A 12,266-nucleotide genomic window follows, 5' to 3' on the forward strand; every position below is an offset into this window, starting at 1 on the left:
CATGAACGCCGGCCCAAGCAATATGGACAGCATAGACAGCTTGGCCAGCTTCACGCCAGCACAGGTGTGGCAATGGCTGGGCGAAGTGGCCGATCCGGAAATCCCTGTGATTTCCATCGTCGATCTGGGCATCGTGCGCGATGTGCAGGTCAGCGCCGATGCCGTCTGCACGGTGGTGATTACGCCCACCTATTCGGGCTGCCCGGCCATGCAGGTGATCGCCGATGCCGTCACCGAAGCCCTGCGCGCGCATGGCGTGCAGCAGATCGAACTGCGCAACCAGCTCTCGCCAGCATGGACTACGGACTGGATGAGCGCCAGCGGCAAGGCTGCGCTGCGCGGCTACGGCATCGCGCCGCCGGCACAGCAGGTGATCGACATCAGCGGTCTGCAACGTCATGCGCACGGTTCTGCGCACGCGGCCATTTCGCGCAGCGTGCCGGCGCCGCAGGTCGAGTGCCCGCACTGCGGGTCAGTGCACACCACGCTGACCAGCCAGTTCGGCTCCACGCCCTGCAAAGCGCTCTACAAATGTCTGGACTGCCACGAGCCGTTTGACTACTTCAAGTGCCATTAACAATTACAACATCATGAGCCAATTCCATACCCTGAACGTTGCCAAGGTTAGCCACGAAACGCGCGATACCATCGCCGTCACCTTTGCCGTGCCGCCGGCCTTGAAGCAGGAATTCCAGTACCAGCAGGGCCAGCACCTGACCCTGCGCACCCATATCAACGGCGAGGAAGTACGCCGTTCCTATTCCATCTGCGCCAGCGTGCAGGAAGATACGCTGCGCGTGGCCATCAAGCGCATACAGGGCGGGCTGTTTTCCGGCTGGGCGCATGATGCCCTGCAGCCGGGTGTGGCGTTGGACGTCATGCCGCCCATGGGCCACTTCAACCTGCCGCTCGATCCGGCCAGCCGCAAGCACTATCTGGCCGTAGCCGCGGGTAGCGGCATCACGCCCATCCTCTCCATCATCAAGACCACGCTGGAGACGGAGCCGCATAGCAGTTTCACGCTGTTTTACGGCAACCGCGCTTCCTCTTCCGTGATCTTCAAGGAAGAACTGGCGGAACTGAAAGACAGCTATCTGGAGCGACTGACGCTGGCCTATGTCATGAGCCGCGAGCAGCAGGACATAGAACTGTTCAATGGCCGCATCACCGGCGAGAAGTGCAAGCAGCTGCTGCAGCACTGGGTCAAAGTAGAAGATCTGGACGCCGCCTTCATCTGCGGGCCGGAAGACATGATGCTGGGAGTTTCGGCAGCATTGCAGGACGCCGGCATGAGCAAGGCGCAGATCAAGTTCGAACTGTTCGCCACCAGTACCGCCCGCCATAGTCATCGCAGCGAGCATGCGGCTGAGCGCCACGCCACGCAGGTCACCGTCATCATGGATGGCAATGCCAGCACTTTCTCCATGAATCAGGATCAGGAGTCCTTGCTCGATGCCGGCCTGCGCGCAGGGCTCGATATGCGCTACTCCTGCAAAGGTGGCGTATGCTCTACCTGCCGCTGCAAGCTGGTCGAAGGCAAGGTGGATATGGATGTGAACTACGCGCTGGAAGACTATGAAATCGCCCGTGGCTTTGTGCTGAGCTGCCAGAGCTTCCCCGTGAGCGACAAAGTAGTGATCGATTTCGATCAGGCCGAATAAATCACGCTGAAACATTCAGGGAGACAGCATGCAATACCAGAATATCCTGTTCAGTATCGAAGCCGGCATCGCCACGCTGACGCTGAACCGTCCCGACAAACTCAATAGCTTCACGCAAGCCATGCATGAAGAAGTGCGTGACGCGCTGGCCCGCGTCCGGGCAGACCGCAGCGTACGGGTATTCGTACTGGCAGCTTCGGGCCGCGGCTTCTGCGCCGGTCAGGATCTGTCCGACCGCTCGGTGGCTCCCGGTGCCCCGGCCGTCGATCTGGGCGACTCGGTAGAAAAGAATTACGCTCCGCTGGTGCTGGCTCTGCGCGCCCTGCCCATGCCCGTGATCTGTGCCGTCAACGGTGTGGCCGCCGGTGCCGGTGCCAATCTGGCGCTGGCCTGCGACATTGTCATCGCAGCCGCTTCAGCTTCGTTCGTGGAAGTGTTCTGCAAACTGGGGCTGGTACCGGATACGGGCGGCACCTATTTCCTGCCACGGCTGGTAGGCAATGCACGCGCCATGGGCATGGCACTGCTGGGCGAGAAAATTCCCGCTGCGCAGGCCGAAGAATGGGGCCTGATCTGGAAATGCGTACCGGATGCCGAACTGGCCAGCACCGTGCAGGCCATGGCTCAGCACTTTACGACGGCGCCGACCAAGGGGCTGGCTTACACCAAGCAGGCGTTGTACGCCAGCGCGCACAACACGCTGGCCGACCAGCTGGCACTGGAAGCGGGCATGATCCGTGAACTGGGCCGCAGCGCCGATTATCGCGAAGGCGTGGCAGCGTTCATGGAAAAGCGCGCGCCGCAATTCAAGGGAGAATAAGCATGGCTGCACTGGATACGGGCCGCACCGTCGCCGTCATCGGCACAGGCGCCATGGGCGCAGGCATAGCGCAGGTGGCGGCCTTAGCCGGCCACACCGTGCGCCTGTACGACAACCGCCCCGAGGCCGTTGCCAAGGCCATGTCCGATATTGCTGCCGCGCTGAATAAGCTGGTGCAGAAAGAGCGTCTGGGTGCGGTCGAATGTGCCGCCGCCATCGCCCGCATTCGCGCGGCCCTGAGCCTGAATGATGTGGCGGATGCAGGGCTGGTGGTAGAAGCCATCGTGGAAAATCTGGACGTCAAGCGCGCACTGTTCGCCGAACTGGAATCCGTGGTTGGTGACGCCTGCATCCTCGCCACCAATACCTCGTCGATTTCCGTCACGGCCATTGCAGCGGGACTGAAACTGCCACAACGGCTGGTAGGCATGCACTTCTTTAATCCCGTGCCGCTGATGGCGCTGGTGGAAGTGATCAGCGGCCTGGCGACGGATGCAGCCGTGGCGCAGACGGTATTCGACACGGCCGCAGCATGGGGCAAGAACCCTGTACATGCGCGCTCCACGCCCGGTTTCATCGTCAACCGCGTGGCCCGTCCATTCTATGCGGAAGGCTGGCGTTTGCTGGGCGAACAGGCGGCCGATGCTGCCACCATCGATGCCGTCATGCGCGAGGCCGGTGGCTTCCGCATGGGCCCCTTCGAGCTGATGGACCTGATAGGCCACGACGTGAATTTCTCCGTCACCCAGTCGGTCTTTCAGGCCTACTTTAATGATCCCCGTTTCACGCCTTCGATCTTGCAGCAGGAACTGGTCAACGCCGGTTTCCTCGGCCGCAAATCCGGCCGTGGCCTGTATGACTACAGCGCTGGCGTGGCGGCAGCTACCAGTGCACAGGCAGAAGCACCGCAGCCCAGGCCGGAATATGTGAGCTACACGGTGGCGCAAGGTGCCGAAGCTTCGCACCTGCTGGGTGCCGCCATCAGCGATGCGCTGGCAGCACGCCTGCGTGCGGCAGGCATACATGTCAACCATCGCAAGGCACCGGAAGCACGTGCCCATGGCATGCAGGACGAGGCACCGGCATTCCACTGCAATGGCGCCGCTCTGTACCTGACGGATGGCCGCACCGCCACCCAGCGCGCCAGCGACAATCACCATCCCGACACGGTGCTCTACGATCTGGCGCTGGACTATGGCAAAGCCCCGCGCATCGCGCTGAGCTGCGCCGACCAGTGCTCGCCTGCCGCCTATCAGGCTGTAGTGGGTCTGCTGCAAGCGGCAGGCTTCATCGTCACGCGGCTCGATGATGTGGCAGGCATGGCCGTCATGCGTACCGTCGCCATGCTGGCGAACGAAGCGGCCGACACGGTCAATCAGGGCGTCTGCAATGCGCAGGCAGTGGATACGGCCATGCAGAAAGGCGTCAACTATCCGCGCGGCCCGCTGGCCTGGGCCGATGCCATCGGCCTTGATCTGGTAGTGCGCGTGCTGTCCCATCTGGCCGCTGGCTATGGTGAAGACCGCTACCGCGTCTCGGCACTGCTACGCCGCAAACTGGCCGCAGGAGCGCGCTTCCATGTATAAAGTGGCGATAGATGCGCAGGCACTGGCCGAAGCCGTGGGCGAGGCACTGTTCGCACGCGATCCCGCTTCCAAAGCACTGGGCATGCAGATCGCTGAAATGCGCCCCGGCTATGCGCGCATGACGATGACGATACGGCCCGATATGCTGAACGGTCACCAGAGCTGCCACGGCGGTTTCATTTTCACGCTGGCCGATAGCGCCTTCGCCTTTGCCTGCAATAGCCACAACCTCAATACCGTGGGCGCTGCCTGCACCATCGACTATCTGGCACCGGGCCGGCTGGGCGATGTGCTGACGGCGGAAGCAGTGGAGCAGGTGCAGGCTGGCCGCAGCGGCGTGTATGACGTGACGATCCGTAATCAGGAAGACCGCATCATCGCCCTGTTCCGTGGCAAATCGCATCGGGTAGGCGGGGAGGTCCTGTCCTCTTCCGGCAATTTAGTCTAGAACGGTCTAAAACGGTCTAGAACGATCTAGAACAGTCTAGAAAAATCTAAAACCTGCCTGTCTGCACAAGGCGCACGAGAGCATCAAGAGAATTTCAGGAGACACTGTGAACGACGCATTTATCTGTGACGCTATCCGCACCCCGTTTGGCCGCTATGGCGGTGCACTGGCCAGCGTACGCCCCGACGATCTGGGCGCGCTGCCTATCGCTGCGCTCATGCGCCGCAACCCCGGCGTGGACTGGAGCCAGGTGGACGATGTCTACTATGGCTGCGCCAATCAGGCCGGTGAAGACAACCGCAACGTCGCCCGTATGGCCGCGCTGCTGGCCGGCCTGCCGGTGGAAGTACCTGCCTCCACCATCAACCGCCTGTGCGGCTCCAGTCTGGATGCCGTGGGCATGGCAGCACGCGCCATCAAATCGGGCGAAGCACGGCTGATTATCGCCGGTGGTGTCGAGAGCATGACGCGCGCTCCCTTCGTCATGGGCAAAGCCGATAGCGCCTTTTCGCGCGCAGCCAAGATCGAAGACACCACCATAGGCTGGCGCTTCGTCAACCCGCTGATGAAGGCGCAGTACGGCATAGACTCCATGCCGGAGACGGCGGAAAACGTGGCGCAGGAATTTGCCATCAGCCGCGCCGATCAGGATGCCTTTGCACTGCGCAGCCAGCAGCGCTGGGCCGCGGCCCATGCTGCGGGGGTATTCCGCGACGAAATCGAACCAGTCACGCTGGCGCAGAAAAAAGGCGATCCGAAAATCATCGATACGGACGAACACCCGCGTCCTGATACCACGCCGGAAATGCTGGCCAGGCTGAAAGGCGTGGTGCGGCCGGACGGCAGCGTCACCGCAGGTAATGCCTCCGGCGTGAATGACGGCGCCTGTGCCATCCTGCTGGCTTCCGCTAGCGCGGCCGAACAATATGGCCTGAAGAAGCGCGCCCGCGTGCTGGGCATGGCCACTGCCGGTCTGGCGCCGCGCATCATGGGCTTCGGCCCATCGCCCGCCTCGAAAAAGGTGCTGGCACAACTGGGCCTGAGCATCGCCCAGATGGATGTGATCGAACTTAACGAAGCTTTTGCTGCGCAAGGTCTGGCTGTCACGCGTGATCTGGGGCTGGCCGACGATGCGGCCCACGTGAACCCGAATGGCGGCGCCATCGCCATCGGCCACCCGCTTGGTGCCTCCGGTGCGCGGCTGGTGCTGGCGGCTGTCAATCAGCTGGAACGCACGGGCGGCCGCTACGCGCTGTGCACCATGTGCATAGGCGTGGGGCAGGGCATCGCCGTCGTGATCGAGCGCGTTGAGCACGTTTAACGGGCGAGGAGGCCGCATGGTCAAAGTCTATGAAATCAATGGCGTCACGCCCGTGGTACATCCGACGGCCTACGTCCACCCTAGTGCAGTGCTGATCGGCGATGTCATCGTCGGCCCGCGCTGCTACATCGGCCCGCTGGCTTCGCTGCGCGGTGACTTCGGCCGCCTGATAATGGAAGAAGGCGCCAACCTGCAGGATACCTGCGTGATGCACGGCTTTCCGGGCGCGGATACGGTGGTGGAGCAGGATGGCCACATCGGCCACGGCGCCGTGCTGCACGGCTGCCGCATAGGCCGCAATGCGCTGGTGGGCATGAACAGCGTGGTGATGGATAACGCCGTGATCGGTGCGGAAAGCATCGTCGCCGCCATGAGCTTTGTGAAAGCCGGTATGGAAGTGCCGCAGCGCAGTCTGGTGGTCGGTTCGCCTGCCAAAGTAGCGCGTGCTCTGCGCGATGATGAAATTCAATGGAAGAGCGCCGGTACGGCGCAGTATCAGGAACTGGCGGTGCGCTCGATGCGCACCATGCGCGAAACGGAAGCGCTGACGGAGCTGCCGGCAGAGCGGCCACGCATGGCGTGGGACAGCGCGCTGCCATTGCATCTGCACAAAAACGCCTCGGCATAAAATCGGAGACATGAGATGACACAAGTAGCAACCCTGCAAAGCTTTATCGGCGGGCGCTGGATCGGCAATGAAGCAGCCCTGCCTTTGCGCGGCGCCTTGAACAATGCGCTGATCTATCACACCCACGCCGAGCAGATCGATTTCGACGAAGCCGTTAGCTACGCCCGCAAGACCGGCGTACCGGCCCTGATGAAGATGGATTTCCAGCAGCGTGCGGCGCGCCTGAAGGCGCTGGCGCTGTATCTGCTGGGCCGCAAGGAAGAGCTGTACGCCATCTCGCACCTGACCGGCGCCACCCGTGCCGATAGCTGGGTGGATATCGAAGGCGGCACCGGCACCCTGTTTGCCTACGCCAGCATGGGCAGCCGCGAGCTGCCATCCTCGAATGTGCTGCACGAAGGCCCGGCTATGTCGCTGGGTAAGAGCGGTGGCTTTGCCGGTACTCACATACTGGTGCCGCGCGGCGGCCTCGCTGTGCACATCAACGCTTTCAACTTCCCCATCTGGGGCCTGCTGGAAAAATTTGCGCCGAGTTTTCTCGCTGCCATGCCGTGCATAGGCAAGCCTGCCACGGCCACCAGCTACCTGACGGAAGCACTGGTGCGCATGATGCATGAATCCGGCCTGCTGCCGGAAGGCGCGCTGCAACTGGTGATAGGCTCCACCGGCGATCTGCTCGACCGCGTCAATGGCGCCGATGTGGTGACCTTCACGGGTTCGGCCGATACGGCCGCCAAGCTGCGCGCCCACCGTAATCTGATCGTCAATTCCGTACCCTTCACGGCAGAAGCGGATTCGCTCAACTGCGCCATACTGGCGCCCGATGTCACGCCGGACGATGCCGAGTTCGATCTGTTCGTCAAAGAAGTAGCGCGCGAAATGACGGGCAAGGCAGGGCAGAAATGTACCGCCATCCGCCGTATCCTCGTACCGGAAAATCTGGTCGATGCCGTGGGTACACGCCTGCGCGAGCGTCTGGCCAAGGTCAGCGTGGGCGATCCGTCGGTGGAAGGCGTGCGTATGGGTGCGCTGGCATCCAAGGATCAGCAGCGCGATGTGGCCGAACGTGTGGCCTTGCTGGCGCAGGGTAACGAAGTGCTGTTCGGCGAGCGCGATGGCTTCAGCCCCATCGGCGTCGGCGTCGGCGAAGGCGCTTTCCATGCGCCGACTCTGCTGCTGTGCCGCGACGGCATGCGCAACGATGCCGTGCACGATGTGGAAGCCTTCGGCCCTGTCAGCACCATCATCAGCTACGACGGTATCGAGCAGGCCATGGTGCTGGCCGCCCGTGGCCGTGGTTCGCTGGTCTCCACGCTGGTCACGCGCGATCCCGCCACGGCAGCTTATGCCGTGCCCATGGCGGCAGCCTCGCACGGCCGCGTACTGATACTGGACTGTGAGGCGTCGGTGGATTCCACCGGTCACGGTTCGCCGCTGCCACAGCTCAAACATGGTGGCCCCGGCCGCGCCGGTGGCGGCGAAGAGCTGGGCGGCATCCGCGCCGTGCGCCACTTCCTGCAGCGCGCTGCGGTACAGGGCTCGCCCACCATGCTGGCTGCCGTGACGGGCGAATACGTGCGCGGCGCCAAAGTGCAGGAAAGCGAGCAGCACCCGTTCCGCAAATACTTCGAAGACCTGAAGATGGGCGATTCCCTGCTGACCCATCGCCGCACCGTCAGCGAGGCCGATATCGTCAACTTCGGTGGCGTTTCGGGCGACTACTTCTACATGCACTTCGACGAAATCGCCGCAAAAGATACCCAGTTCGGCAAACGCATCGCGCACGGCTACTTCGTGCTGTCGGCCGCTGCGGGTCTGTTCGTCTCACCGGCACCGGGGCCGGTGCTGGCGAACTACGGTCTGGACAACCTGCGCTTCATTACGCCGGTGGCGATAGGCGATACCATCCGCGCCCGTCTGACCTGCAAGCGCAAGGTGGACCGTAACCGCACCGATGACAAAGGCATAGGGCAGGGCGTGGTGGCGTGGGATGTACAGGTCACCAATCAGAACGACGAACTGGTTGCCAGTTACGACATTCTGACGCTGGTGATGAAGCGGCACTAGGCCGCCTGAGGAAACGCGCAGAGGCCGCCCGGATGGGCGCCGCTGCGGGCAAGGTGAAGGGCTTACTTACGCAGGCCGAACGGATCGTCGATGCTGTGCGCCGGTTCGGTGAACCATTTCGGGCCATGTTCCGTCATGTAGAAATGGTCTTCATGGCGCACGCCGAATTCGCCCGGGATGCAGATCATCGGTTCGTTCGAGAAGCACATGCCCACATCCAGAGGCGTCTTGTCGCCACCCACCAGATACGGCCACTCGTGGATATCGAGGCCTATGCCATGGCCGGTACGGTGCGGCAGGCCCGGTAGCTTGTAGCCGGGGCCAAAGCCGTCAGCTTCCAGCGAGCGGCGCGCAGCCGCATCCACTTCTTCGCAAGGCACGCCCAGTTGCGCAGCATTGAAGGCGGCCTGCTGGGCGGCCTTTTCGCTGTTCCACACGGAGCGCTGGCGCTCGCTCGGCGTACCGTACACATAGGTGCGGGTGATGTCGGAAATGTAGTTGTGCAGTTTGCAGCCTGTATCGATCAGCACGGTGTCGCCTTCGCGCAACGTTTGCACATAGCTCACGCCATGCGGGTAGGCCGTGGCTTCACCGAACAGCACGATCACGAAGTAGGAGCCGGAAGCGCCCACCTTGCGGTGCGCGAGGTTGATGAACTCTTCCACTTCGGTGGTGGTAATGCCAGCCTTGAGGATGCTGGCTGTCGCCACATGCACGGCCAGCGTCATGTCTTTGGCCCGCTGCATCAGGGCGATTTCGTTGACGGATTTTCGGGTGCGGCAGTGCGCCGTCACGCTGCGTGCATTTTCCAGTGCATAGCCGTTCGCCAGCGGGCGGATACCATCGTAGATGAAGAAGGCGGCGCTTTCGCAGATACCGATGCGCGGCGCGCTGGCACCGGCAGCAGCTGGCGCTATGCCCATGCGCTGCAGCGTATCGACGAACAGCTGGTAAGGGCTCTCGTGCTCGTGCCAGGTGTTGACGCGGCCTTCCACCAGCATGAAGTCCTTCAGCGTGCTCTCTTCGAAAGCCGGGGCGATGTATTCTACTGGACCACTGGCGGGCAGGATGGCGCCCACCATACGTTCGCTCGGATACCAGCGCGTGCCGGTGAAGTACATCAGATTGGCACCCGCATTGATGTAGATGGCGGCAATGCCCTGCGCCTGCATATAAGCCTGCGCTTTGGCGATGCGTTGCAGATGTTCGTCTTTGCCGATAGGGACCGCGCCCGCAGTCATGTCCGACAGGGAGGCCAGCGCCTCTTCGATGGTTTTTCCACCTATGGTCATTTTTATATCCCTGAGTTATATCTCTGAGTGGTACGCCGGTAAGCGTCAGGCGGGGATCATAGCAGCTTTATGGCGGCAGGCCAGTAACAGCCGGCCTTGCCGGCATTTAGGGTATGCCGATTTCGGCATCGGCTCGCAATCCGGCTGAGTGCCCGGCATACCCCAGGTCCGCAGGGCTAGTTGGTCAGCAGACTGACTTTGTCGATGACGAAGAACGTCGGCTTGGAATTATCCTCGTGCATGGCAAAACTCAGGGTCAGCGTCTTGCCCTTCTGCGCCAGCACATCGAAGCTGTGCAACTGGTAGCCCGCCACCGCATCCTTGTTGCTGTAGCGCGCCAGCGTGCGCACCACCTTGCCGACGCTATCCTTGAGTGTCACCGTGAGCTGGTCATACGCCACGGGATGCACTTCGCCCGTCTCGATATGTGTGGCAAAGCTCAGCGTGGCCTGCGTGGCGCTGGCCGGTATGCTCACACTCTGCGTCAGCACCTGATTGGTGGTGTGGCCTTTGCCGCCCATGCGGGCGTAACGGGTGCCCTCGTAGGCCACCTGCGCAGGGTCGCTGCCGATGACGGCCGTCGCGCCTTTCCAGCCGTTTATGCCGTCCTCGAAACCGCCGTTGATGATGCGCTCCGCGCCCTGCGGTTCGCCTCCGCCGCCATCGGCTTCGTCGATGTCGGCCCCCACATTAATGGCGGCGTAGGCGCGCTGCACGGCGATGGCCTCCTTGGAACTGGCGCCATACAGCTCCTGCGCCGCTTCCAGCACTTTGGCACGGGCATCGGCGTAGCCGGTGGTCGAAGTGAATTTGGTGGTGAGTGCCTTGAACCAGATGCGGTAAGCCTTGTCGCTGCCTATGCCGTGCATGGCAGCCGGTGTGCGGGTCAGGTATTTGCTGTAGTAGTCCGAGGCGGGATCGGCCCTGGAGCCTTGCGCGAGGAAGTAGAACATGCGGTTATTCGGGCCGCTGGAATAATGCACGTCGAGGTATTTGAGCGAACTGCTCCACGCATCGGGGCTGCTGCCGTCCTTGCTGGGGCGGTACATCCAGCGCAGCGGCTGGCCGTTCTTGCTGATCTCCGTGCCCATCATCCAGTCGTTGCCGCTGGCAGGGATCACGCTGCCCGTGCCGCCAGCGCGCGCATAGGCCTCCACCATTTCGCCACCGACGTCCGAGTTCGATTCATTCAGTCCGCCCGATTCGCCCGCATACACCAGATCGGCCGTGGCAGCAGTCACACCATGCGACATTTCGTGGCCGATCACGTCGATGGCGCCCAGGCTGTTGAAATGGTTGCCGTCGCCGATGTACATGCATTTGCAGCCGTCGTCGTAGAAGGCATTGTCGTAGCTGGTGTCGACGTGGGCGGCGATATAGGTGGCCGTGTTGTTACCGTCCAGCGAATGCCAGCCCAGCGCATTACGGTTGGCGTCGTAGGTATTCATCAGCCCCCACAACGCATTCACCGCAGCGGTCTGGCCGTTGGCGCTGGTGGTGCTGCCGCCGTTCACATACTGCTTGCCATCGCCCCAGCTATTGCTGCTGTTGGTGTAGATATTGCCGGGGTCGGGATTATCGGCCGAACTGTGGTTGGCATTGGTGATGGCCATGCCGCCGTACTTTCCGCCGCTGCCGCGCGTGGTGTCCAGCATCTGGAAGCCGCTGGTCGCCACGCTGGTATTGATGGGCACAACGCCGTTGTACTGGCTGTTGCCGCTACCGACCACAGTTTTCAGTGCGGGCCATTGGGCCAGGATGGCGCCCGTATTGGCATCGATGATGGTGTCGTAGTACACCGGCTTGTTATCCTGCGCCATGCGCGTCTTGACGTAATAGGCCAGCGCGTAACGTTCTATCACTTCCTGCACATCGGCAGCATTCAGTTCGGTTTCCTGTTTGCTTTGCGCCGCGGGCACGCGCACGCTACGGGCGACGGGGAATATCAGCAGCTCGGCGCTGGGCGGCCAGCGGTCCACCCCGCGTGGCGCGACCGAACTGGCAGCAATGCGGATTGCTTCGGCGGGGCTGATCGCGGGCGGCACATCGGCTGCAGCGAGGGGCGCCAGTCCGCCGGTCGCCACACCGCGCCGGTCGGTACTGGCCACGCTGACGATGGTACCGGCAGTATCGGTGACCACCACGGATTCGGAACCGAAAATACGCAAACCCTTGTAGGTGTGCTGGGTGCGGACGATTTTCTGGCCCGTGGTGCCCGGATGCTGGCTGCTCAGGCGCACGCTTAGTTCGGGTGCCAGTCCGCGTGCTGCATCCATGGCGGTGAGCTGGGTCAGCAGATTGCTGCTCTGCTGCGGGCTGAGCGTGGTGACAGGCGGCGCCATGAGCTGGGGTGCGGCGTAGGCAGCAGTGCAGTAGCCAGCCATGGTGGCTAGTAAAGGCCAGAGCGCGCTTAGAGGTGCAGGTTTCATCATCGTCTCCCTTG

General features: G+C 62.5%; 10 protein-coding genes. 8 read left to right on the top strand and 2 right to left on the bottom strand.

Annotated features, from left to right (window positions below; translation table 11 throughout):
- Position 1 precedes the first annotated feature (1 nt).
- The 8 genes from paaD to paaZ all read left to right on the top strand — a co-directional run bounded on the left by paaD (position 2) and on the right by paaZ (position 8,531).
- Positions 2-577, top strand: coding sequence for a 1,2-phenylacetyl-CoA epoxidase subunit PaaD (paaD, locus tag GTP23_RS01635; protein WP_308494781.1), 576 nt, complete (start codon positions 2-4; stop codon positions 575-577).
- Positions 578-590: 13 nt separating this feature from the next.
- Entirely contained in the window at positions 591-1,661 is a 1,071-nt protein-coding gene (gene paaE, locus GTP23_RS01640) for a 1,2-phenylacetyl-CoA epoxidase subunit PaaE (RefSeq protein WP_161033586.1), read from the top strand.
- Positions 1,662-1,689: 28 nt separating this feature from the next.
- Positions 1,690-2,481 carry a 2-(1,2-epoxy-1,2-dihydrophenyl)acetyl-CoA isomerase PaaG gene (gene paaG / locus GTP23_RS01645; RefSeq protein WP_161033587.1) on the top strand — a complete coding sequence of 264 codons (792 nt, stop codon included), beginning with the start codon at positions 1,690-1,692 and terminating at the stop codon, positions 2,479-2,481.
- A gap of 2 nt (positions 2,482-2,483) precedes the next feature.
- On the top strand, positions 2,484-4,067 hold the full coding sequence (paaH, locus tag GTP23_RS01650; RefSeq protein ID WP_161033588.1) for a 3-hydroxyacyl-CoA dehydrogenase PaaH: 1,584 nt from the start codon (positions 2,484-2,486) through the stop codon (positions 4,065-4,067).
- Positions 4,060-4,515, top strand: a complete 456-nt coding sequence (gene paaI / locus GTP23_RS01655) for a hydroxyphenylacetyl-CoA thioesterase PaaI (protein WP_161033589.1) — start codon at positions 4,060-4,062, stop codon at positions 4,513-4,515. Before paaH ends, paaI begins: the two co-directional genes overlap by 8 nt.
- Before the next feature lie 106 nt (positions 4,516-4,621).
- On the top strand, positions 4,622-5,836 hold the full coding sequence (gene pcaF / locus GTP23_RS01660) for a 3-oxoadipyl-CoA thiolase (protein ID WP_161033590.1): 1,215 nt from the start codon (positions 4,622-4,624) through the stop codon (positions 5,834-5,836).
- A 16-nt stretch (positions 5,837-5,852) separates the two neighbouring features.
- On the top strand, positions 5,853-6,464 hold the full coding sequence (gene paaY, locus GTP23_RS01665) for a phenylacetic acid degradation protein PaaY (RefSeq protein WP_161033591.1): 612 nt from the start codon (positions 5,853-5,855) through the stop codon (positions 6,462-6,464).
- 15 nt (positions 6,465-6,479) lie between these two features.
- Entirely contained in the window at positions 6,480-8,531 is a 2,052-nt protein-coding gene (paaZ, locus tag GTP23_RS01670; protein WP_161033592.1) for a phenylacetic acid degradation bifunctional protein PaaZ, read from the top strand.
- A 62-nt stretch (positions 8,532-8,593) separates the two neighbouring features.
- Here the strand turns inward: paaZ and GTP23_RS01675 are convergent, their stop codons facing one another.
- Together GTP23_RS01675 and GTP23_RS01680 are read right to left on the bottom strand one after the other, a co-directional pair.
- The gene (locus tag GTP23_RS01675) at positions 8,594-9,823 is read right to left on the bottom strand and encodes a M24 family metallopeptidase (RefSeq protein ID WP_155432844.1); all 1,230 of its coding nucleotides are present in this window, start codon (positions 9,821-9,823) and stop codon (positions 8,594-8,596) included.
- A gap of 176 nt (positions 9,824-9,999) precedes the next feature.
- Positions 10,000-12,252 carry a M4 family metallopeptidase gene (locus GTP23_RS01680; protein WP_161033593.1) on the bottom strand — a complete coding sequence of 751 codons (2,253 nt, stop codon included), beginning with the start codon at positions 12,250-12,252 and terminating at the stop codon, positions 10,000-10,002.
- Positions 12,253-12,266 lie beyond the last annotated feature (14 nt).

The organism is Duganella fentianensis (assembly GCF_009857835.1).
GTDB lineage: Bacteria > Pseudomonadota > Gammaproteobacteria > Burkholderiales > Burkholderiaceae_D > Rugamonas > Rugamonas fentianensis.

Coding starts and splice junctions, on each gene's coding strand:
- paaD (WP_308494781.1), top strand. CDS start 2: ATGAACGCCGGCCCAAGCAATATGGACAGCATAGACAGCTTGGCCAGC.
- paaE (WP_161033586.1), top strand. CDS start 591: ATGAGCCAATTCCATACCCTGAACGTTGCCAAGGTTAGCCACGAAACG.
- paaG (WP_161033587.1), top strand. CDS start 1,690: ATGCAATACCAGAATATCCTGTTCAGTATCGAAGCCGGCATCGCCACG.
- paaH (WP_161033588.1), top strand. CDS start 2,484: ATGGCTGCACTGGATACGGGCCGCACCGTCGCCGTCATCGGCACAGGC.
- paaI (WP_161033589.1), top strand. CDS start 4,060: ATGTATAAAGTGGCGATAGATGCGCAGGCACTGGCCGAAGCCGTGGGC.
- paaY (WP_161033591.1), top strand. CDS start 5,853: ATGGTCAAAGTCTATGAAATCAATGGCGTCACGCCCGTGGTACATCCG.
- paaZ (WP_161033592.1), top strand. CDS start 6,480: ATGACACAAGTAGCAACCCTGCAAAGCTTTATCGGCGGGCGCTGGATC.
- GTP23_RS01675 (WP_155432844.1), bottom strand. CDS start 9,823: ATGACCATAGGTGGAAAAACCATCGAAGAGGCGCTGGCCTCCCTGTCG.
- GTP23_RS01680 (WP_161033593.1), bottom strand. CDS start 12,252: ATGAAACCTGCACCTCTAAGCGCGCTCTGGCCTTTACTAGCCACCATG.